Annotated in this window: 9 protein-coding genes; all 9 read right to left on the bottom strand. The window is 70.3% G+C overall.

Annotated features, from left to right (window positions below; translation table 11 throughout):
* Positions 1-55: 55 nt before the first annotated feature.
* The 9 genes from G6035_RS02865 to G6035_RS02825 all read right to left on the bottom strand — a co-directional run bounded on the left by G6035_RS02865 (position 56) and on the right by G6035_RS02825 (position 23,726).
* The gene (locus tag G6035_RS02865) at positions 56-1,882 is read right to left on the bottom strand and encodes a serine/threonine-protein kinase (protein WP_176615568.1); all 1,827 of its coding nucleotides are present in this window, start codon (positions 1,880-1,882) and stop codon (positions 56-58) included.
* On the bottom strand, positions 1,879-3,666 hold the full coding sequence (locus tag G6035_RS02860) for an FHA domain-containing protein (protein ID WP_176615567.1): 1,788 nt from the start codon (positions 3,664-3,666) through the stop codon (positions 1,879-1,881). Before G6035_RS02860 ends, G6035_RS02865 begins: the two co-directional genes overlap by 4 nt.
* Entirely contained in the window at positions 3,659-4,555 is an 897-nt protein-coding gene (locus G6035_RS02855; protein ID WP_176615681.1) for a PP2C family serine/threonine-protein phosphatase, read from the bottom strand. Before G6035_RS02855 ends, G6035_RS02860 begins: the two co-directional genes overlap by 8 nt.
* Before the next feature lie 2 nt (positions 4,556-4,557).
* Positions 4,558-6,225 carry an RDD family protein gene (locus tag G6035_RS20385; protein ID WP_176615566.1) on the bottom strand — a complete coding sequence of 556 codons (1,668 nt, stop codon included), beginning with the start codon at positions 6,223-6,225 and terminating at the stop codon, positions 4,558-4,560.
* Positions 6,226-8,745 carry a DUF3488 and transglutaminase-like domain-containing protein gene (locus G6035_RS02845; RefSeq protein WP_218062909.1) on the bottom strand — a complete coding sequence of 840 codons (2,520 nt, stop codon included), beginning with the start codon at positions 8,743-8,745 and terminating at the stop codon, positions 6,226-6,228.
* Positions 8,742-10,073, bottom strand: coding sequence for a DUF58 domain-containing protein (locus G6035_RS02840; RefSeq protein WP_176615565.1), 1,332 nt, complete (start codon positions 10,071-10,073; stop codon positions 8,742-8,744). The genes G6035_RS02845 and G6035_RS02840 overlap by 4 nt, the downstream gene beginning before the upstream one ends.
* Positions 10,074-10,090: 17 nt before the next feature.
* Positions 10,091-11,062, bottom strand: coding sequence for a MoxR family ATPase (locus G6035_RS02835; protein ID WP_176615564.1), 972 nt, complete (start codon positions 11,060-11,062; stop codon positions 10,091-10,093).
* Positions 11,063-11,174: 112 nt separating this feature from the next.
* A complete protein-coding gene (locus G6035_RS02830) occupies positions 11,175-17,303 on the bottom strand; it encodes an Ig-like domain-containing protein (RefSeq protein ID WP_176615563.1) in 6,129 nt (2,042 codons plus the stop codon).
* A gap of 300 nt (positions 17,304-17,603) precedes the next feature.
* Positions 17,604-23,726: an Ig-like domain-containing protein gene (locus G6035_RS02825; protein WP_176615562.1), complete on the bottom strand. Its 6,123-nt coding sequence runs from the start codon at positions 23,724-23,726 to the stop codon at positions 17,604-17,606.
* Positions 23,727-23,935: the final 209 nt, after the last annotated feature.

Below are 23,935 nucleotides of genomic sequence, written 5' to 3'. Positions count from 1 at the left end.
GGTGCGTTCATTCCTTTCGTGCGGTCCCTGGCTCACAGTCGTGTTGCGCACTTCCCTACGGGAAGCATTTCCTGGTCTCCGGCGAAGTGCTGCCGTTCTTGCGGACCAGTTTCACCGATATGCATGATTGGCCGTTGGCCGAGTTCTTGGTGACGAACACCCTGGCCTCCCCGACCGGCTTGAAGGTGCCGGAGTTGACGGCGCTGACCGCGGCCCACACGTACATGTCCCCGGGCTGGGGATCCGGGTTGGTCCAGGTCCACACGGCCCCGCCGTTGCTTGGCACCGCCTTGAGCTTGGTGACCGGCGGGACGTCGGCCCCGACAATGAGGGCCGGCGGGGGCGTGGAGTTCCGCCCCTCCCCGGGGTCGACGGGGGCCGGGGAACCGGAGTTGGCGTAAACCACGATACCGACCACGACGGCGGCCGCCAGGACCGCGCCCGCCCCCAGTCCCAGCCACCGGCGCCCGGCGGACGGCTGACGCCGGCCCCCCGGTTCCTGCCCGGTCCCGTCCTGCGGCCCCTGTGCCTGCGGCGCCACGGAGCTGCGGTGCACGGTCGAGGCCAGATGGGCCTCCTCGGCGGCCTGGCTGCCGGTGCGCGGGAGCGGATCGGCCCACTGGGTGGGCGAGACCATGGACGAATAGGGCCGGACGCCCGGCGACGTCGGCGCCGCAGCGGTGTCGCCGTTGTCCGGCCCGGCAGGCGCCCCGGCCGGCCCGTGCGTACCCGCCGCGGGCCCACCCGCGCCGGGCGCGGTGCCGGCGCTGCCGGGCACCGTGGCTCCGTTCTGCGTCAATCCGGTGGTGGCGCCGTGGGTCCTGCCCGTGACGCCGGGGACGCTGTGGATTTGCGGGTGCTGCGTAAACGGGCCGGCCCCCGGCGTGCCGGGGCGGAATGCGGACGGAAAGGTGGGGCCGGACGGGTGCGAGTCCGGGTCGATGGACACCACGCTGCGCACCCGGGTGGCCTCGAACCCTTCATCGGGGTCGGACTCCTCCTGGGGGGCTTCTTCCTGGACCTCGAAGGGGGTGATGGAGAGGTTCAGGTCCGCCTGGATCCGCATCAGGGCGCGGGCCAGGGCCTTGGCGGAGGCGTAGCGGGAGGACGGCGACTTGGACATGGCGGTGGCCAGCACCAGGTCCAGTGCCTCGGGAACATCGGCGCGGCCCAGGCGCGGCAGCGGGCCGGAGTTGATGCGTGAGATGAGCTCGCGCTGGGAATTGTCGCCGCCCGGGATGACAAACGGGGAATGTCCCGCCAGCAGCGTGTACAGCGTGGCGCCGAGCGCCCAGATGTCCACCTTGACCCCGTCCGTGGCACCGGCGGCGAAGGATTCCGGCGGTGACCAGGGAATCGACATGCCGGCGTCGTCATCCTGGGCCGCATCCATGGTGCCGGAGATGCCGAAGTCCGTCAGCGCTGGCCGGTTGTAGTCGGTCACCAGGATGTTCGCCGGCTTGATGTCCCGGTGGGCAATGCCGGCCCGGTGTGCCGTTTCCACGGCGGAGGCCACCTGGATGCCCACTCGGAGTGCCTCGTCAACGCTGAAGCGTGCACGCCGGTAGCGCACGTCCAGGCTGGGCCGGGAGCAGTATTCCATGGCCAGGTACGAATGCCCGGCGTCGGTGATCTCGGCCTCGTAGATGGTGACGATGTAGGGGTGCGTGGACAGCTGCGCCATCAGGTTCGCCTCGGACTCGAAGCGGCGGCGGGCGCCGTCCGTCTTCAGGTCGGCAACGAGCACCTTGACGGCCACCTTGCGGCGCGGCCGGTCCTGTTCATAGAGGTAGACGTCGGAGAAGCCGCCGGACCCCAGGACCGAAAGGAACCTGAATCCGGGGATGGGCGGAGGGGGTGCCGGCGGGCGTTTGCTGCTCACAAAAGACCTTCGAACAGCAGCGAGACGCCGTCGCCCAGCTCGGCAATGTCGCCGTTGAGCAGGATGGCCTGTTCGCCCTGGCCCAGGCGGCGCGGGGCCTGCCCTTCACGGACCAGCACGGTGCCGTTGGTGGCCTTGAGGTCGACCAGCAGCACGTCCCAGCCGTCCAGGCGCACCTCCACGTGGGAGCGGGAGATGTCGCCGCTGGAACTGTGCACCTGGACCAGCCGCGGCATCACCCCGCCCATGACCCGGGAGACGGACGGCTGCCGGCCAACGACCAGCGAATGGTCCAGGTCCAGGACCTCGCCGGTGGAAATGTGCATGCGTCCCAGCCGCGGCCGTCCCACTTCGCGCGGCTCGGAGCTGATGGCCGCACCGCACTCCGAACACTGTGAACGGCTCGGCGGGTTGGCGTGCCCGGACGGGCACAGCCGCGCCAGCACCATCGGCCCGGTGGGCGGGCGCGATTCCAGCTGCGTGGTGGCCGGGCCGCCGGCCGCATCGTTTCCGGCCACCTCGCTGCGCATGACCGTGTGGCCGTCGTGGTCCGTGTCCACAACATTCCCCGGGGCAGCCGGCGCCCCGGCGGGGGATCCCCCGGCGCGGCTGTTGCCCCACGGCACCGAATCAATCAGCAGGCCCGACGGCGGCTGCCACGCGGGTGTCGGCGCCGCGGCGGGAGCCTCCCCTGCCGGCGGCTGTCCGGACGACGGCGGCAGCTGCGGCTGCGGTGGAATGACGGCAGGGGCGGGCCCCGGCGCCGCGTCGTGGACCTCCCGGCCGTCCTCGTCCAGGCGCACGGCGGCGTCCTCCACCGAGCGCAGTTCGGTGGCACCGAAGAGGTGGTCGTAGTTCGTGGTGTTGCTGACGTCGGCCGCTTCAGCGCCGGGTCCGCCCGCATCGCCGGCGGGTTCGTCGGCCGCTGAATCCTCGTGGCCCAGGCCGGGGAAGATGGTCCGGCCCAGGTCTTCCTCAACGTCGCCGTGGTCCGTGGCGACGGCTGCCGGGTTTTCAGGTGCCGGGTTTTCAGGTGGCGGGGCGTCAGGGCTGGCAGCAGCCGATGCCTCGGGGTGGTGGGCGTCCTGCTCGGAGCGGGAGGGCTCGTCCAGCTCGGCGTTCCACTCGGCATCGGCGGCCAAGGCAAAGCCGGCGTACACATCCTCGCCGCCGCCGTCCCTGGCAGTGCCGTGCGCCGCTCCGGATCCGCTGCCTGGTGCAGGGGAGGCAGGCGCAGCCAGGCCCTCCATGGCTGGTCCCTCCGCCGCGTGCGCGGGCGCCGGGGCGGCAGCCGCCTGCCCCGTGCCGGCGGCAAGGCTGGGCACATCAGCGGCGGGCATACCGCGGCGCAGCTCCGAAAGCAGGACCACGGCCTCGCCCACGGGCAGTCCGGGCGTGGCACCCGGCTCCGGCAGGACGGCGTCGAGCGTCAGGACCATGGACTCCGGCAGCGCCAGCGACCGTTCGCTCCAGGTGGTGACGTCGCGGCCGGATACGGTCTCCACGGTCCCCCCGCCCTGCACGGACAGGGTCATCCCGCCGCGCAGGATGGCGTGCAGGCGGTCTCCGGCGACCAGGATCCCAAACGCCGGCATGCCGGTGAGGTCCGTGCCGAAGCCGGACGTCACGGCGTTGAGCACGCCGTCGATGGTGGGCGTGTCGCGGCCCAGGCTCTCCCACAGGGCGGCGACGGTGCCGGGGCCGGTTCCGGCCTCCAGGACGATGACGGCGCCGGAGCGCACAATGCCAAGCCAGGGGCCGGGGCGGTAGGTGGTCTCAGGCATGGTTCTCCTCAGGCGGGACGGAATTCGCCCCGGGTGCTTCCTCCGGCAGGCGCGGCAGGGTGTCTTCCTCGGCCGGCGCCGACGGCTGGGTCAGGGTTTCCGGGCCGGTCCCGTCCACGCGGGCGGCGTCGACCACCACCACCGTGACGTTGTCCCGGCCACCGGAGCGCAGCGCGGCCTGGATGAGCGAATCCACCACATCCTGCGGGTGTTCCAGCGTGCTCAGGGCCCGGTGGATGCCTTCGTCGCTGACCTCGCCGGTGAGGCCGTCGGAGCAGACCAGGATCCGGTCCCCGTCCTCGACCGGGATCAGCCAGTAGTCGGCCTCGGTATCCGTGCCGGTGCCCAGCGCGCGGGTCACCACGTGGCGCCGCGGGTGGACCAGTGCCTCGGCAGGGGTGATGAATCCGCCGTCGACCAGTTCCTGGACCTCGGAGTGGTCAACACTGACCTGGCCGAAGCTGCCCTGGCTCAGCCGGTAGGTGCGCGAATCCCCGACGTTGAACACGAGCCAGTAGGGCACGCCGCGTTCCTCCACGACGGCCACCCCCGTGACAGTGGTGCCTGCGCGGGCGTGGGAAATCTCGCGGATCCTCGCGTCGGCCTGGCGCAGCGCCTGCTGCAGGTCCACGGCCGTGGCGCTGCGGGAGCCCGCCGCCAGGACCGCCTGCTGGCTGAGCACGCTGATGCATTCACGGCTGGCCACCTCGCCGGCCTCGTGCCCGCCCATGCCGTCGGCCACCGCGAAGATGGGGTCCGCGGCGAGGAATGCGTCCTCGTTCAGTTCGCGCCGCAGCCCCCGGTCGCTGCCGAAGCCAAAGCTGAGGGTGACGCCGTGCCGGATGTCCGGCGCCTCCTCCGGCTGTCCGTCCGGCGCCCCGGCCGCCATGCTCACGCGCGGCCCACCCGGAAGGAGCGGTCGCCGAAGTGGACGGTGGCGCCCACTTCGGCCAGTGCGGCCGTGCCGCCCTGCAATACGGATTTCCGCCCGGAGGCGTCCGTGATGGCGCTGCCGTTGGTGGAATTCCGGTCCGTCACCCACAGGCCCTCGCCGGAGACGCTGACGTGCAGGTGTGTCTTGGAGACGGACCTGCTGGAGTCCCGGACCGGGACAAGGTGTTCAATCATCTCCCCATCGTATCCGGCGGGGTTGCGGCCAATGAGTGCCACCGACCGGACCTCCTCGGTGCTGCCGTCGTCAAATTCCAGGCGCAGCGCGGGCCCGGACGCGACGGGGCGGACCCGGGTTTCGCCCAGGCTCCCCTGCTCCCCTGTCTCCTCTGCGGCCGCTGAGGCACCGCCGGCAGGGTTGCCCCGGGCAGGGTTGCTGCCGGCCGGCCTGGCAAACGGCACGCCCGTGATGGGGCCGGATTCGGGCACCGCGAAGCCTTCCGGCGGCGCGCCGAAGGCCGCCCCGTCCGAGGCCGGGGCGGCGGGCGGGGCAAAGGGGCTGGCCGGTGCGGGTGCGGCGCCGAAGGCCCGTGCCGGGGCACTGTCCCGGGCCGGGGCGCCGTCCTGCCGGGCCTGCCCGGCGAATCCGGGGTCCGGGAGCGGCGCCGTCGGACCCGTCTGTCCGCCCGGGCCTGTCTGTCCGCCCGGGCCTGTCTGTCCGCCCGGGCCGGTCAGCCCGTCCTGTGCTGTGGGCCCGGACTTCCCCGGCACCAGAGTTTGTGCCGGCGCGGGGGCCTGGCTGCCGGGCCAGGCCTGGCTGCCGGGCCAGGACGGGGCGGCAGGCCGGGCAGGCACGCCGGGCAGCGGCGAACCCACCGGCGCAATGCCGGGCATGCCCGCCGGCACGTACGGTTCACGCCCGGCGATGCCACCGGTCTCCAGGGGGTTCCGGCCGGTCCTGACGTTGAAGACGAGGGTGTGGGCCACCTTGTCGTGCCAGCCCTGCCGCTTGCCGTTGCGGTCCCAGGCGTTGGAGATGACCACCACCACCGTGCCCACATAAAACGCCACCGAACCCACGGCTATGATCAGGTTGCGCAGGAAGATGGCAAGCACGCCCGCCGGCAGGCCGTCCATGCCGGTGGTGCGCAGTCCCAGCATGATGTTGCCGGGGGTCTTGCCCGTCCCGGCCTCCCAGAACCACAGCCACAGCCCGTACACCAGCGAGAGCACCGCGGCGGTGCCGGTCAGGATGGCCAGCCACGAAAAGTCGATGGTCCGGTAGCCGCCGGATTCCCTGACGGACAGCAGGGCGGTCCCCACGACCAGGGCAGTGCCCAACAGGATGGCGGGAAGGAGGGCATCGATGACCTTCGCCGCCAGGCGGCGGCCCGCGCCGCCCGCGGCCGGCTCGGAGGGGGCGGCGAACTGCGCGTTGCCGCCCACCTGGACGGGTTCCACGAGCGGTCCGGCCGGCTGCATGCCGACCGGGATGACGCCCGGCACTGCGGCGCGGGAGCCCTGCGAGGGGCGGCCCAGCGGGACGGAATCCGCGGCCGGGGAGGCAGCCCGGTTGGCCACCGCCGCCCCACACAGCGTGCAATAGGCCGAGCCGGGTGCCAGCTCCGCCCCGCAATTTCGGCAGCTTTCGGCCACTTTCCGCGCCATTTACCTTGCACCCCTTCGGGTCTTGTCCATCAACTTTGCCAGCCAGGATGTCCGCCCCGGCCCCACGGCAGCACCGTCGGCAGGGACGTTTTGCGCCGTCCCGCCCTTGGCCCGTGCCCTGGCATCGACCAGCAGCGACCGCGGCGAGAACCTTGCCCGCTGCCGCTTGAAAAATCCTACCGAGCCTTTCATGTCCCGTACGGAATGGTCCACGTGCGCCCAGTAGTCGGCCACTTCTTCCTCGCTGGGCTGGCCCGGCCCGAAGATGGCCGCGTCTGCACGCGCGGCCAGGACCGCCGTCGCGGCCCGGCTGTCCGGGAAGTCGCTGTACAGGGCCTGGGCATGCTCCCGCCGCGTGCCGTTGGCGTCCAGCCCCGCGCCGAGGTCGGTGGCCAGGCTTGCCACTTCAGACCAGCCGCCGCTCACCCGGTCCGCGGGGAGCCCGGTGGAAAAGCGCCTATTGCGGCGCCGGGTCTTCAGCAGCACCACCAGAAGCAGCGGCAGCACCAGGACCACCACGGGGATCGCCGCGACGCCCAGGACCATCAGGATGGCGCCCAGGATCCCGGCCGGGTTGTTCTTCTTGCCGTTGGTGTCCAGGGCGTCCGGGGCGGTGTCCGGCGGCAGGTCCGCCGGCTCCTGCGGCGGGGGCGGCGGCTGGAGGACCTGCGGCTTGGGCTTGGAGGCGTTCTGGGGTTCCGGCGGGTTCGGCACGTGGTTCTTGTCCGGGGTGGGGTTGAACGGCACCCAGCCCACCCCGGCGAAGTTCACCTCAACCCAGGCGTGGACGTCGTCGCCCTTGATCTGGACGGTGCCGGCGCCGTTGGCCGGGTCCTTCTCATCCAGGTGGAAGCCCATGACCACACGCGCCGGGATGCCCAGCTGGCGGGCCATGAGGACCATGGCGGTGGCGTACTGTTCGTCGTCGCCCACCATTTGCTTGCCGGAGAGGAGCTTGGTGATGCGGGCGGCGCTGTGCCCGGAGGTGCTTGGCACCTGCCCTTCCAGGCCGTTGCTGAACTTGCCTTCGCGTTGCAGCGCCCCTTCCAGCGCCAGCACTTTCTTCAGGGGGGTGTCCGCCTCACCCACGATGTCGTTGGCCTTGGTGGTGACCACCTGCGGCACGTTTTCCAGCTTGGGCAGGCGCACCGAGCCAAAGTCGGCCGTGGCCAGCTTCTTCGTGTCCACCTGCGGGACGTCGACGTCCATGGTGTAGCTGTCGCCCTGGCGCACCCCGGCCAGGTCCAGGGCCGTGCCGGAATCCCTGTTCAGGTACAGGGTGGGGGTGGGGCCGGCGGCGCTGTGGTAGCTCAGGCTCTGCGCCACGGACATGCCGGGGATCCAGGGACCCGTGTAGTCCCCGATCTTCACGCCGACGACGAGCGCGTCACCGCCCGCGGGCTGGTTGAGTGCGCGCGGGTCCCCCACCGGGGAAAACGACGCCGAACTGTTGGGGTCCACGTTGAACACCACGCCGTCGTAGCTGTCCAGGGCGGCCAGGCGGATGCGGCCGTTCTTGGGCAGCCCGTCCACCGTAAACAGGACCTTGTCCTTTTCATTCTTGACGTAGTTCCTGAACCGCATGAGCGGCGACGGCAGGTTGTGCAGGTCCGGCGGCGGCACCACGGTTTCGCGCAGCACGTCGCGGCTGGCACTGGTGGTCAGGGCCGGTGCGGCGGCCATCGTGACCGCCCCGGCCACGAGAACCATGCCGGCGGCCAGGCCGAGGCGGCGCAGCACCGAGGTGCGGGCTGCGGCCGCGTCGTGGACGGGCTGGTTGGCGGAAATGGCCCGTGCGGAACTTCGGCGGAGCATCTCGTGCCGGTAGGCCAGCCAGGCGATGGCTCCCGCGGCGAACAGTGCCCCGCGCAGCACGGGAAAGAATGTCTGGGCCGTCCCCAGGGCAATCGCGGCGACGAACAGGGCCATTGCCGGCACCACTGCCCAGGCGGCCCTGCGCAGGCGCCACGCCAGCGTGCCCGCCACAATCGCCGCCACAAACGCGGAGAGGTACGGGACCACCATGACCTCGACGCTGGCGCCCACCGGCGGGGCGAGCGTCAACAGCTGCTTCCAGGAAAGCATGATGCCCAACAGGAGCCCGCGCATGGATGCCAGGCTGGGAATGAACCCTGCAATGGCCTCCCCCGTGGCCGCCAGCGCGCTGCCGAAGACCAGGTACACGCCCAGGGCCAGCCCGGTCATCGTCACCAGGCCCAGCCGCCAGTGCGCGCTGGCGGCCGCCACGGCGATTCCCAGGACAATGCCGCCGAGCCCGGCCAGCAGGTAGCGGGGGTCATGGCCAAAGGTGGGGCCAAAACCCAGGACCGCGATCCCCAGCAGCACGGCCAGGACCGCGGCGTCGATGGCAAAGTGCCACCACGCCCTGCCGCCGGAGAACGCCGACGGGAGTCGCGGTTCCAGGGGGCGCGCCGTGGGCGTTCCGGATCCCGGCGCGGCGGCCGCCCTGCGGGATCCGCCGGTGGCCTGCCCGGCGGCTGCGCTTCTGCGCCCGCTCATGCCACGGCCTTTCGCAGGACTGCCGGGAGGTCGGAAAGCTCGCCGAGGGTGAGCACCGTCAGGTCCGCGATGTTGGCCCGGGCGGACTGTGCACCGTCATGGCAGCGCACGGCGAAGGCCCGCACGCCCGGGGGCACGGAGGCCGCGGCGCTGCGCAGCTGCGTTGGGGTGACCTTGGAGCCGACCACGAAGAACACGACGGAGGCGTTGGGCACGGAGTCGGAAAGCGAGCGGGCCAGGTCCACGGCGGTGCCGCGGCGGTTGTTCCCGGCGAGCCGGGTCATGTCGTCGAGCATGTTTTTTCCGGTTTCACAGCGGATGGGGCCGCGCTGGGTCACCACGCTCAGCTCGCGGCCCTCCTTGATGGCCTGCCTCCCCAGGGAGGCGGCCGCCGAGATGGCCAGCTCAAAGTCCGCCTCGGCCGTGTATTCGTCCGTGTTCACGGACAGGGCCACGGCCATGTGGGCGCGGCGCGTTTCCTCGAACTGGCGCACCATCAGCTTGCCCGTGCGGGCCGTGGTCTTCCAGTGGATGTGGCGGCGGTCGTCGCCCGGCACGTAGTCGCGCAGGGCGTGGAAGGAGACGTCGGCGCTGGACAGCTCGGTGGTCGGCAGGCCTTCCAGGTCCTTCAGGAAGCCGGCGGCCGGACCCTCCAGCGCGGTGGTGCGGGGATGGACAAACAGCTCTGTGGGATCCGTCCACAGCAGCGCGCGGCGCAACAGGTGCAGGGGGTCGGCGCGGACCGAGCGGACCGGCCCCACCGTGATCACGGCGCGGCGCGTGGTGGGGATGGTGAACAGGTCCCCATGCACCTGGCCCGGCTTCATCCGCGGCAGGTGGAACAGGGCCGTGGCGGCACCGACGGGCAGCTCCACCGTCGACGGCAGCACGTGCCGCGTGGACGCATTGGTCACCGCGATGCTGCCCACGGCGCTGTCCCCCACGGCCACGCGGGTGCGGGCGAGGTCCAGCTTCACGGTGTACAGGGAGTTGCCCACGATGAACCCGATGGCGATCAGCAACAGAAGCGAGCCCAGCAGCGCCGCAACCTTGGCCTCCTGCCAGCCGAGGGCGGCCCCCACAACCCAAAGCAGCACGACGGCGGAAATCACCACCGCGCCCAACGCGCTGACCATCGCCAGGACGGGGACCACCCGGCGGACCAGCCAGGCGCGGGCCTTCCCCCAGGCGGGGGCCGCATACAGTTCGCCCACCTTGACCGCTTCCGCCCACACCGACGTGGGGTGGAGGCGCGTGGGTGCCCCGTCGCGGTGGAACGGCCGGGCCAGGACGGACCCCGCCCGTCCTACGCTGGATTTGATGCTCATGCTCTCCCTTGTGGCGGTCAGGCCGTGGCGCGCTGCTGCGGCGCGGCCACCTCGGCCAGGACCCGCCCGAGCACCACCTCGGGGGTGGCACCGGCAAACTCGGCTTCCGGGTCCATGACGAAGCGGTGGGTCCAGACGTAGGGTGCCAGTTCCTTGATGTCATCCGGCAGCACGTAGTTGCGGCCCTTGGCTGCGGCCCAGACCTTGGCCATGCGCACCATGGCGATCGCGCCGCGGACGGATACGCCCAGGCGGGTTTCCGGGGCGTTGCGGGTCTCCTCGCACAGGCGCGAGACGTACTCGAGCACGGCGGCGTCGGTGTGCGTGGTGGACGCGAGGTCGGCCATCTCCGCCACCGCCTGCGGGGTGATGATGGCCTGCAGCGTGGCCGTCCTGTCCCGCTGGCTGGAGCCGGAGAGCAGTTGCACCGTGGAGGCGTGGTCCGGGTAGCCGATGGAGGTCTTGATGAGGAAGCGGTCCAGCTGGGCCTCGGGCAGGCGGTACGTGCCCGCCTGTTCAATGGGGTTCTGGGTGGCCAGCACCATGAACGGCCGGCCGGTCTCATAGCCGGCCCCATCCACGGTCACCCGGGATTCCTCCATGACCTCCAACAGCGCGGACTGCGTTTTCGGGGAGGCCCGGTTGATTTCATCGGCCAGCACGATCGTGGCGAAGATCGGTCCCTTGTGGAACTCGAAGACCTGCGTCTTTTGGTCATAGATGGTGACGCCGGTGACGTCCGAGGGCAGCAGGTCGGGGGTGAACTGGATGCGTGAATGCGTGCCCTTCACCGTGGCCGAAAGGGCGCGGGCCAGCATGGTCTTGCCGGTGCCGGGCGCGTCCTCGAACAATACGTGCCCTTCGGCCAGCATGGCGGAGAGTGTCAGGCTGACCACGTGCGCCTTGCCCAGGACTGCCTGGCCCACGTTGGCAACCAGCTTTTCAAAGGTTCCGGCGAACCAGGTGGCCTGTTCCGGCGTCATGGACATGCTGTTCCCTCTTTCGATCGTGTCGCAGCGGTGCAGCCCCACTGCGCTAGAACCTGCGTTAGTTTATCCAGCCATTGGTGTAACACGCCATTTGCGCCCGGCGGCGCCGCCGTCAGCACGGCTTGCTCTCGGAGGTGAAGAACACCGTGTCCGCCCGCACCCACCGGTTCGACGTCGGCCCGCTGGTCATGTGGTACCAGCCGGTGGTGCCCCACGGGCTGCCGCATTTGTCGATGGCGACGGAGCCGTTGGAATAGGACAGCCAGGGGTAGCCCGGATTGGTTGATCCTCCGGGCACGCCGCCGCAGGTCTTGGGCGGGCCATAGCTGAAAATGTCACCCTGGCCGGTGCCCTCGGTGCAGGAGTTGTTGGTGGACTTCAAGACGCGCACGGTGTTCTTCGGTTGAGGCGGATCGGGCTTGACGCCGCTGTAGGCCGTCACTTTCCTGATCGGCCCGAGCGTGCCGGCGGAGTTCCGGGACTGGGCCTGGATGACCACGCCCCGGGAGTATCCTCCGGTGCCCACGGAGCCGCTGCCTGACGACGCAGTCTTCCAGCCGCTCCAGGCATTGTTGCCTTCCTTGATCCGGACACCCGTGGAGTCAACGGCGCCGGACGGTGCGGTCCAGCTGTAGTACGCGGACTGGTCGCCCTTGGAGCTGCTCTTCGGGCTCAGTCCGGGCGTGCCGGGTGTGCCGTAGGGGGTGACGGCATTGGACGGTGCGGAGGCGTTGCCGGCCGTGGCAAATGCCGACGACTTCGCGTACACGGTGACCCTGGTGGATGCGCCGTTGGGGGCGGGCACCTGGCTGCCCGGGTTGACCACGTAGTCGGCGCCGGTGGAGGTGACCTTGGCATGGTACGTCAGCTCCCCGGCGGAGGAACCGCCGGTGGCGGTGCCGCTGAGGCGGGAGAAGTTGACGGTGATGCGCCCGCCCGCGCCACCGGTGTTGGCAGCGGCGATCTTCACGTTCTGGACCTGGCCCGGCCTGCTGACCGACCGCCGGGGCGCCGACGCTGCACTGGGGTTGGATGCCGCCACCTCGGTGGTGGCCACCACGCGGAAGGTGTAGTTCCCGGTGCCGTTGGGCAGGTGGACCGTGGCCGTGGGCGAAGTGGTCGTGAGCGATCCCTGGGCGGCGCCTTTGAGGTAGGTGGTCAGGGTGTAGTCCTTCAGCATGCCCCCGTTCAGGTTCGGCTGCCGCCAGTCCACGCGGACCTGGTTTTGGGTGCCCACCGTGTCCACCAGCGTGGTGGTGGGGGCGGCGGGGGTGAACGGCTTGCCGGCAGGCTTGACCGGGGTGGCGGTGTACGGGCTCCAGTTGGAGGGTTTGGGCGCACTGTTCACGGCCTGCACGCGGAAGGTGTAGGCCACCCCGTTGCTCAGGCCGGTCCACGTGAGTTTGTTGCCCTTGACCCCCGTTTTTTGCAGGTTCTGCCCGGCCGGGGTCGGTGAGATCTGGACGTTGAACGTCTTCACCGGCGAATATTCGCCCACGGGGGTGTTCCAGCTGACGTCCAGCGTGGTGTCCCCGCGGACGATCTTCGGCGCTGCCGGGGCGTCCGGCTGCTGGTCCGGCACGGCCTTGGCCGAAGCGGGCGAGTATTTGGACTCCCCCACCGCATTCGTGGCGCTGACGGTGAACGTGTATGGCGTGTTGTTCCCCAGGCCGGTGATGAGGCAGGTGTTGGTGGCGCATGCCTGCCTGGCACCGTCGCTGCGCAGCACCGTATAGCCGGTGATGGGTGAGCCGTTGTCCACGGGCGTGGCCCATTTGAGCATGACCGCCCTGCTCTTGACCTCCACGATCCGCGGGGCCGCCGGGGTGCCGGGCTTGCCCTTGACGTTGAGCGTGAGGCGGCCTTCCACCCAGCGCGCATGGTCTCCAGTCTTGTCCTGGACGGTGTAGCTGACTGCCACGTTGCCGGTAAAGCTCGCGGGGGCGGTGACGTTGACCTTGTCCCCGGACACGGCCACGGCGGTGTCCGCCGGCCCGGTCAGCAGCCGCGCATCCACAATCTTCAGCGGCGTGTCCGGGAAGGGGTTGACGTCATTGGCCAGTACCGGCACGCTTTCCAGGCGCCCGGCATGGGCGTCCGGCACGGAATCGGCGTTGGCCACCGCCTTGGGCTTGTTCGACGACGTCACGGTCACAGTGACTGCGGCCTTCACGGCCGGGTTGTGCCCGTCGGAGACCTCTATGCCCACCGTTTGCACGGAGCCCAGCGGTGCGCCCTTCCCCGCCGAGATGGACAGTGTGGTTCCGTCGAGCTTTGCCTTGAGGCCGCCCGGCACATCGCCGGACAGGCTGAACTTCAGCGGGTCCTTTTCCGGGTCGCTGGCCAGCAGGGCCAGGTTGGTTTCGGTGGCATCAAGTTGGGCCACGTCCAGTGCCGTGCCGGAGAGCTTTGGTGCGAGGTTCCTGGCCGGTGCCGGCAGCACGTCCGTCATGACCGTGAGCGTGGACTTCAGGCCGGAGGGGTCGTCCGGGCCGGTGCCGTCGGTGACTTCAAAGGTGATGGAGCCGGGCCCGTAAAAGTCCGGGTTGGCCCGGTAGATGATGGCGCTGCCGTCCTTGTCCAGCACGTCCGTCCCGGCCGCACCCACCAGCTTGACCTTGTCCGCCTGCGTGATGCGCGGCGTGTGGCCCTCGCGCACCTTGACGTATTCCAAGATGTTCAGGGTGGCCGTCTTGCCGGCCTGGACCTGGATGACGTCCGACTTGGCCAGCACCGGGTACTGCTGCCCCAGGCCCGGCACCCAGATGATGGCCGTGGAACTGAGCCTGTCCCGGTCCGTCACGGTGTACGGCACCATCTGCGGGGCCTGCGTGAGGCGGACCTGGATGCTGCCCCCGGCGTTGACCGAAGCGGTGTCGGTGGGCCGGGCCAGCGAGACCTTCAGGGCATCGGCGACGCCGTCCGGGTCTTCGTCATTTTTCAGCACGGGCACGTTGACCGTGTTGCGGCCCAGCGCCTCCTGGGTGGTGACGGTGTCGTCCCGGGCTATCGGGGCGCGCAGCGGGGCGTTGGCGGTGACGTCCATGCGGATGTTGGCCCGGTCCGTGGCCCCGGCGGGATCGGTCACGGTGTATCCCATGGTGGCGGTGCCCACGGCCTCGGGTGCGGTGACAATGACCCTGCCCTGCGCGCTGACGTGCGGCGCCATGTCCTTGGGCCCGTTGAAGCCGTTTTTGACGACCGCGAGCCGGTCGCCGTCGGGATCTGAATCGTTCAGCAGCACGTCCAGGGCCACCGGGCGGCCCGGGCGCATCGAGATGAAGTCGTCCTCGGCCTGCGGCGGGCGGTTCGTGGAGCCGGCCTTGGCCACGCCCACTTCCACGGTGCCCACGGCCTGGGCACCGAGGCGGTCACGGACCTTGTAGGTGAAGGTGTCCGTCCCGGCGGCATTGCCGGCGGCGGTGTACAGGATGAACCCGTTGCCCGGAACGGCGGTGCCCAGGGAGGGCGCGGTGTCGATGCCGGCCAGCTGGACGGAGTCGCCGTCGGGGTCGGTCCCGTCGAGCGGGATCTGGATCCGGACCGCCCCGCCGGCGATGACCCGGCCCTTGACGTCCTGGGGATCGGGCGGCAGGTTGTGGGCGGGGTCGGCGGCGATGACGTTGATGGTCACGTCCGCGGAGTCCGACTGGCCGGAATCATTGGTGACCTTGTACACGGCGGAGACGCTGCCCGCCGTCGGGCCGGCGAGGAAGCGCAGGGTGTCCTGGTCCACCCAGATCCGGCCGGCAGCCGTGTCCGGGGCCTGGGTGATTACGGGGTGCTTGAGCACGTCGCCGTTGGGGTCGGTGTCGTTGGCGAGCACCGGGATGCGCACCACGTCGCCCACCCGGACGTTGACGGCGTCGGGGTGCGCCACGGGGGGCTGCAGGGTTGACGCCGCCGGGATGCGGACCACGGAGATGGCGCCGGTTGAGGTGCCCTGCCCGTTGGCGACGGTGTAATGGATGGTCACGGGCCGGCCGGGGTCGTTGAGGTCGCTGACCTTCACGATGTGGTGGTCCAGGACGCTCGCGCTGACGCCGGACTCCGCCGGGGCGTCCACCGACGTGACCACGAGGACTCCCCCGGCCGGGTCTGTGTCATTGCCAAGGACGTCCACCAGGGTGGAGCCGCCCACCGGCAGCAGGGCGGTGTCCTTCACCGCGATCGGGGCCGAATCCTCCTGTGACGGCACCACGTCCACCCGGATCAGGCCGGTGGCGCTTTGCGGGCCGTTGGTCACCTGGTAGGTGAGGTAGGCGGCGCCGACGGTGTCGGAGGAAAAGGTAAACGTGCCGTTGTCGGCGATGGGGCCGACGGTGCCCGTGGCGGGCTTGTCCACACTGGCCAGCCGCAGTTCGCCGCCGGACGGGTCCTGGTCGTTCTTCAGGGGGGCCACGGTCCCCTTCTGGCCGGCCGTCACCCGCAGGTAGTCGGCATTGGCGACCGGTGGGACGGCACCGGCAGGCTTGACACTGACCTTGATGGTTTTTTCCGTGACCGCCCGGTTGTCGGAGACCTTGATCGTGACGGTCTTGGGGCCGGTGTCCTGGCCGTTGTCCAGGTAGCTCAACTCGCCGTCGGGGGTGAACTTCACCTGGCCGGTGGCGTCGCCGGGCTTGGCCCCGACCAGGAAGATGTCATCGCCGTCGGGGTCGATCATGTCCGCCAGCACATTCTGGGTGATCGACTGGCCCTGGGCCACCACCATCGTGGTGGCGCGCAGCGAGACGGGCGCGGAGTTTTCGCTGTCCGGCACCACGCGGACCGAAACGGAGCCCTTCGCCGTGCCGCCGCGGCCGTCGTCGGCGGTGTAGGCAAACGATTCGGTGCCGGCGGCGTTGGCGTCGGTGGCCATTTGCAGCCCCGTGCCGCCGTAGACCGTTTGCACCGTGCCAAGGCTGGTGGCCGTCGCACTGTCGCGGACCGTCAGGACGTCCCCGTCCGGGTCGGAGTCGTTGTACAGCACGGGCAGCAGCGTGGTGCTGCCGGCCCGTACGCCGTAGCTGTCCGGCATGGCCACGGGCGGGCGGTTCGGCTTGGTGCGGTCCGGCAGTGTGTTCACCACGTTCGGGTCCGAGGATTCCTTCTCGGCGTTGTCCGTGGTCTTTTGGGCGGCGGTGAGGTCCTTCCAGTTGTTCACCAGCATGAGGTTTTGGTTGACGAGCCAGACGTTGCCGCCGGCCATGTCGTTGAGCACCACCACGTCCCGGTTTTGCCGGAACACCAGGTCGGACTGCCCCGACGCCTTGGGGAGGGACACGGGCTTGGGGTCCTGGCCCTGGCAGTACAGCTGGTATTTGTTGGCGCCGTTCCACGCCGCGTGCACACACCCGTCCTGTTGCACGGGGGCGATGGCCCGGCCCGTGGCGCCGGACGGGACGGTGGTGCCCTGGCCGCCGTCGAGCGGCTGGACGGCCAGCCCGCGGCCCGTCTCCACGGCGACGAAGTTCCCGGCCGCGCTGCGCTGCTGGACCTTGCCGTCGGCGCCGCCGGGCACCGTGGCCTTTTTGTTTCCCGGCAGGAACAGCGTGCCGCCGGCAGGGTCAAACACCACCGGCTTGTTGCCCACCACGGTCAGCTGCAGGGTGCCGGAGTCGGGGAGGCCGTCGATCGTGGCATCCCTTGACTCCAGGACCGTGCCGTCGGCCGACACCCGGGAGGTGGTCAGGACGGCCGACTTCGCATCGAGGACAAAGACGTCGCTGTTGCCGCCGTCGTCCTTAAGCCCGACGGCGGCCTGCACGTGGGTCTTCTTCGCCGCCAGGGGCTTGCTGGTCTTGTCATTGAACGAGGACACCCCGGCCTGCGGCAGCGCCCACACCTTGCCGGCGGCGGGATCGGCGATGACGGCCAGGTCCGTGCCAAGTGAAACGTGCTTGGAGCCGGCCAGGGCGGTGTCGTCCCCCAGCGCCATGGCGGGCACGTCCACCTGGTTCAGCAGCGTGCCGGAATCGTTGTCCATGAACACCGTGCCGCCCTGCTGGAGCACATCGAAGCCGGACGTGGTGGCCGTGAAGCCGCCGTCCAGCACCTTGGACTGGGCGTTGAGATGGCCCACCATGTTCATGCCACGGTTGGTGACCCAGACGCTGCCATCGTTGAGGTCCACGTCCGCGGTGTTGAACCCCGGGTAAATGATGGCACCGGCCACCACTGCCGCCGAGACCGCCACGGCGGCAGAGGCCGAAAAGAGCTGCCTCCTGCCACTTTTGCCCGCCAGGCGCTGCAAAGCCATGAAAACCCTTACCCCCGCCCGGTCCCCAGGACCGGGTATGCAAATACTGCCGAAAAAGACCCGCCGCGCGAATCCGCACCCGCCGCTGCGGGGCCGGATGCACGGCTCACCAGTTTAGTGTGCCCATAAATCCATTCGGCGTGCAATGGACACTTCTCCCCATGGCAGGCACCGGGGTCCGGGATTCGGCGGTGCAGCTTCGGCGGGCTGCAACCCCGCCAGGCCGCCGAAGCTGCACCGTCAATGTGGCAGGGCGCCGGAGCCGGGGTCAGTCCGGTCCGGCCAGGGCCCGGGAGCGGGTCAGCAGGGCCCCATCCCGGACGGCGGTCCGCCCAGATAGGTGTGTGAGGCCTCCACGTAGCGGCCCACGTTCTGGTAGGAGCCGGGCTCAATGAGGAAGTACGGCACCACGTTGCCGTTTGAATAGGGCGTGGCGCCCGACGGGTCGACGCGGTTGATGTAGCACCTGACCACCATGTTCTGTCCCGGGTACTCCCAATAAGGGGCCCAGTTGCCGCCCGTTCCTTGGCAGTAGTGGTCTGCACTCCAGTCGCGGCTGGTGGGCGAGGATTCGGTGCAGCTGCGCGACACCACGCCGGGATTCAGCGACGTCTCCCACTGTGCGGGCGGGCCGCTCGTGGAGGTGGCAGAGCCGGCCGCGCCGCAGCCGCCGAGGTTGCAGGCCCGCACCGACAGGGTCCGGCTTTGGCCGTTCTTGCCCGTCTGCTCGCTGTAGGACGTGGCCATCCCCACCCCGTTCCAGCCGCTGCCGGTGTTGACCTGGTAGCCGGAGATGGCACGGCCGTTGCTTGCCGGCGCCTGCCAGCTCCAGTGCACCGCGGTGTCACCGCGGCTGCTGGTGCCGCCGTTGACCGACACCTGGGACGGCACACCGTAAGGGGTGACGGCGTTGGACGGGGCGGACGCGTCGCCGGCCGTGGAGCTGGACCCGGTGGAGCCGACGGCGTAGACCGTTGCGCGGATGGACTGGCCGTTGGACGCCGGCAGCAGCACGCCGGAGGACACGCCGCAGTGGTCCGTGCCGCCCAGGTTGACGCAGTAGCTGATCTCGCCGGGTGAGTACCCGTTCATCTGGTTGGCTGACAGCGGCGTGAAGTCCACCCGGACCTGCCCGCCGGCACCACTGGTGTTGGTGGCGGTCAGCCTCGGCGCGTTCATCATGGCGGGCTTGCCCACCGCCCGTTGTGCGGTGGACGCGGCGCTGCGGGTGCCGGTGCCGGCCTTGTTGGTGGCGGAGACGTCGAAGCTGTAGGGCGTCTGTGAGTTATCAACGTTCACGGTCTGCATGGTTTCCGCGGTCTGGATGGTGTTGACCACGGTGCCGCCGCGCAACACCCGCAGGGTGTAGTGCGCGATCGGTGCGCCGTTGCTGTCCGGCGGGTTCCAGCCCACCTGCAGCTGGCTCTGCGACCCCAGGGCGGTGGCACCGTTGATCTGCGGCGCCGCGGGCCTGCCGGGTTTGCCGGCCGGCACAACGCCGGCCGAGTAGGGGCTGAAGCCGGACGGCTTCCTGGCCTTGTTCCAGGCCTGGACCCGGAACTGGTAGGTGGTGCCGTTGGCCAGCCCCGTCCACGTCAGCGTGTTGCCCTTCACGTCGCTCCGCTGGGGGTTCTGCCCGGCCGGCGCCGGGGAGATCTCCACGGTGTAGTGGGTGACGGCCGAGTAGTCGCCGACGGGCGTGTTCCAGGACAACGCCACGGATTGGTCCCCAAACGTCACCATGGGCGCGCCGGGCGCGTCCGGGGCGGCATCGGGCACGGCCGTGGCGGAGGGGCCCGACGGCGCCGAGGTGCCGACGGCGTTGGTGGCGGACGCGGTGAAGGTGTAGCTTTGGGCGTTTTTCAGCCCGGTGATGACGCAGGTGTTGGCGCCGCACTGCTGGCTGCCGCCGGCCCAGGCCACGGTGTAGGAGGTGATGGGTGAACCGTTGTCCGCCGGCGTGGGCCAGCCCAGTGATACGGCCTTGTCCTTTTCTTCCAGGATGCGCGGCGCCTGTGGCGTGTCGGGCCGGCCCTTGATGGTGACGGTGAGCCGGCCGTTGACCACCCGGGCGGCGTCCTTCGTCTTGTCCTGGACGCTGTAGCGGACCACCACGGTGCCCTTGAAGTCCGGGCCGGAATTGACGGTGACGGTGGAGTCGGTGTGGGAGACCGTGATCCCGGCGCCGCCGCTTTCCAGCTGCGTGCCGATGACCTTCAGCGGTGTGTCCGGGAACGGGTTGACGTCATTGGCCAGGACGTTGGCGGTTGCCGGGCGGCCGGCCTGGGCGTCGGGCACCACGTCGTCGTTCGCCACGGCCTTGGGCCGGGTCGACGACGTTGCGGTCACCACGATGTTGGCGGTGACGGGCGGGTTGTGGCCGTCGCTGGCGGACACGGCGATGCTGCCGCTGACCCCCGGCCTGGCGTCCGCCGAGGCCGCCACCGTCAGCCGGCTGCCCGAAAGCGCGGCCTTGAAGCCCGGCGGCGCCGCCCCCGCCAGCTTGAACTGCAGCGGGTCGTTTTCCGGGTCTTTCGCCAGGCGGGCCAGGTCCTGGACGCCGGATTCGTCCTGTGCCACGTCCAGCTGCGTGCCGTTGAACCTTGGCGGCAGGTTCTTTGCCGGCGCCGGCGTCACGGTGGTCATGACCGTCAGGGTCGACTTCAGCCCGGCGGGATCGTCCGGCCCGGTGCCGTCCGTGACCTCGAAGGTGATGGAGCCGGGGCCGTAAAAGTCCTGGTCGGCCCGGTAGATGATGCCGTCGCCGTTTCCGGTGGCGGCGTTGGCTGACGGGGCGCCGATCAGGGTGATCCTGTCCGCCTGCGTCAGCCTCGGCGTGTGCCCCGCCCGCACCTTGACGTAGTCGTTGAGCTTGAGGGTGGCACTTTGGCCGGCCTGGACGGTGATGGGTGTGGTCTTGGCGAGCACGGGGTACTGGCTGCCCAGCCCGGGCACCCAGATGATGGCCGTGGAGCTGAGCCTGTCCGGGTCGGTGACGGTGTACGGGATCATTTGCGGCGCCTGTGCCAGCGTGACCCGCACCGTGCCCGAGGCAGTCACTGTGGCGGTCTTGGCATGCGCGGGATCGACCGCGACGGACAGGTCCGAGGCCACTCCGTCGGGGTCCTCGTCGTTGCGCAGCACCGGTACGTCCACCGTGTTTTTGCCCAGGGCCTGGGCGGCCGTAACGAAGTCGTCCCGGGCGATCGGCGCCTTGAGCGGGGCGGTGGGGCTGACCGTCATGCGGATGTTGGCCTGGGCCGTGGCACCGGAGGGATCGGCCACGGTGTAGCCCATAGTGGCAATGCCGGATTCCGCGGGCGAGGTCACCACCACGCCGCCCTGGTCCCCCACGCGCGGCTTCATGGCGGACGGGCCGTGGAAGCCGTTTTTCACGACCGCGAGCGGGTCACCGTCGGGGTCGGTGTCGTGGGCCGTTACGTTGACGGCCACCTGCCGGTTGGGGCGGACGGTCAGGTAGTCGTCCTGCGCCTGGGGCGGGTGGTTGGTGCTGCCCTGGGGCGCGATGCCCACGCGGACGGTGCCCGTGGCCGAGGCGCCCAGCCGGTCACGGACCGTGTACGTGAAGGTGTCCGTGCCCGCGGAATTGCCCGCCGCCACATAGGTGATGTAGCCGTTGCCGGCGACGGCGGTCCCCAGCACGGGTGCCTTGTCAATTCCGGTGAGCTGGACGGAGTCGCCGTCGGGGTCGATCCCGTCCAGCGGGACCACGATGCGTTCCTGCCCTCCGGCGATGACCCGTCCCTCGACATCCTTCGGGGCGGGCGGGAGGTTGTGGGCGGGGTCGGGGGCAATGATGTTGATGGTGACGGTTGCCGAGTCGGACTGCCCGGAGCTGTTGGTGACCTTGTAGACCGCCGTGACGGGTCCGGGCCTGGGTCCGGCCAGGAAGCGCAGGGAGTCCTGGTCCACCCACAGCCTGCCCCGGGAGGCGTCGGGTGCCTGGGTGATGGCAGGGTTCTTGAGGGTGTTGCCGTTGGGGTCGGAATCATTGGCCAGGACGGGGATGCGCACCACGTCCCCGGCCCGGACGACGGCGGTGTCCGGCTTGGCGACGGGCGGCTGCAGGGTTGCCGGGGAGGGTATGCGGACGACGTCAATGATGCCCGTGGACGTGCCGAAGGCGTTGGCCACGGTGTAGTGCAGCTGCACGGGCCGGCCGGGGTCGTTGACATCGGAAATCTTCACGAGGTGGTGGTCCACCACGGCAGCGGACACGCCGGCCGTGGCCGGCGCGTCAACGGACCGGGCCACCAGCACGCCGCCGGAGGGGTCCGTGTCATTGCCCAGGACGTCCACCACGGCCGTGCCGCCGGCCGGCAGCATCGCCGTGTCCTTCACGGCAATGGGGGCCTTGGAGGCGTCGGCGGACACCACGTCCACCCGGATCAGGCCCGTGGCGCTCTGCGGGCCGTTGGTCACTTGGTACGTCAGGTACACGGCGCCCGGGGTGGAGGAGTTGAAGGTGAAGGTGCCGTCGTCGGCCGGGGCCGAGGTGGTGGCCGTGGCCGCCCTGCCCACGCTGGCCAGCCGCAGCTGCCCGCCCGCGGGGTCCTGGTCGTTGGCGAGCGGGGCCACCTTGACGGACTCCCCGGCCACCACGTGCACATGGTCGGCATTCGCCACCGGCGGCACGGAACCGGCGGGCTTGACGTTGAAGGAGATCTTCTTCTCCGTGGTGGCGCGGCCGTCGGACACGGTGATGGTGACCGACCTGGCCCCGGAGCCTTGGCCGTTGTCGGCGTAGGTCAGCTGGCCGTCCGGGGTGGTCTTCACCTGGGCGGTGGCGTCCCCGGCCTTGGCGCCGACAAGGAAAACCTCGTCACCGTCGGGGTCGATCATGTCCGAGAGCACATTTTGGGTGATGGACGCGCCCTGCGAGACCACGATGGACGTGGCGCGCCGCGACACCGGGGCGTTGTTGGCCGACGCCGGCACCACGTGGACCGTGACCGGCGCGGACGCGGTGCCGCCACGGCCGTCGTCGGCGGTGTAGTTGAAGGTTTGGGTGCCGGTGGCGCCGGGCGGCACCGTGACCTGCAGACCGGTGCCGCCGTAGACGGGCTGGACGGTGCCGAGCGCGGTCTTCTCCGGTTCCCCCTGGACCGTGAGGACGTCTCCGTCGGGGTCGGAGTCGTTGTACAGGACCGGCAGCAGCGTGGTGGCGCCGGCGCGGACGTCGAAGTCGTCCGGCTTCGCGATGGGCGGGCGGTTCGGCTTGGTCCGGTCCGGCAGGGTGTTCACGACGTTGGGGTCGGCGGAATCCCTGTTCGCGTCCTGGGCCTGCCGCAGGTTCACCTTCAAGTCGTTCCAGTTGTTGACGAGCACCATGTTTTGGTTGACCAGCCACACGTTGCCGCCGTTGACGTCGTTGAGGACCACCACGTCGCGGTTCTTGCGGAACACGAATTGTGCCTGTCCGCCGGCGTGTGGAATGTCCACCAGGGTGCCCTGCCCGCCGCAGGCCCGCACATACTTGTTGGCCCCCGACCATGCTGCGTGGACGCAGCTGCCCTGCACCACGGGGGCGATGGCCTTGCCCGTGGACGGTACGGGCAGGACCGTGGCGGCCGAGCCGTCCAGCGGCTGGGTGGCCAGGCCCCGGCCGGTCTCAACCGCCACAAAGGTGCCGTCAGCGGAAGGCTGCTGGACCACGGCGCCCACGGCATCGGCCACGGCCGCCTGCCTGCCGCCGGGCAGGAACAGTTTCCCGGCCGACGGCGAAAACTCCACCGGCTGGTTGCCGGCCAGGGTCAATTGGACATCCTGCAGGCCCGCCAGGCCCGCCACCGTCGTCCGGTCCTGGGAGGCGACGGTGCCGTCGCTGTTCAGGCTGGTGGTGAGGAGCACGCCGGTCTTCGCGTCGACCGTGTAGATGGTGTCGTCCGGCGCCGTGACGGACACCGGGTGGGTGAGGCCGGTGGCGATGGGCGTGGTGGACCTGGCGTTGAACGAGGGCACGTTTTGGGCGGCGACGGCCCACACCTTGCCCTGCCCGGGGTTGGTCAGGGCCACCGTGTTGGTGCCCGCGGAGGCCTGCATCCCGCCACCGAGCCGGGTTTCCGCCGCCTGGTCCATGAGGGGCAGGTCCACGGGATTCAGCACGGTGCCCCCGGAATCGGACATGAAAACGTTGCCGGCGTTTTGGACCACGTCAAAGCCGGCCGCCGTGGCCGTGAAGCCGCCGTCGAGCACCTGGGACTGGTCGTTGAGGTGGCCCACCAGCCCGTCCGAATGGTTGGTCACCCACACGCTGCCGTCGTTCAGGGCCACGTCGGCGGTGGTGAACCCCGGGTAGGCCATGGCGCCGGCAACCACTGCGGCGCAGACGGCCAGGGCGGCCGACGCCGTAAAAACCTGCCGTCTATTGGTTGAGGTGGGGAGCAACCTGTTCAATGCCATGAGAGACCCTTGCTGTTCCGGCTGATGGCGGCCGGAGGTAAACCAATGGTTGACTGCCGTGCCTGGCGGGCTGCTGCCGCCGGTCCCCCGACCTGCCGTGCAGCGTTCCCGGGATGTCACGCCCGGCACGGATCCGCCGTGCCGCAGCCTGTTCCCGGCGGTGCCGGCCCGGGGTTGGTGGAGGGCGCGGCGGTTCGGTGCACTGTCAT

Origin of the sequence: Arthrobacter sp. SDTb3-6 (genome assembly GCF_013376095.1) — a bacterium.
GTDB lineage: Bacteria > Actinomycetota > Actinomycetes > Actinomycetales > Micrococcaceae > Specibacter.
Note: the sequence above shows the minus strand (reverse complement) of the source record. Positions and strands in the feature narration are given on the sequence as shown.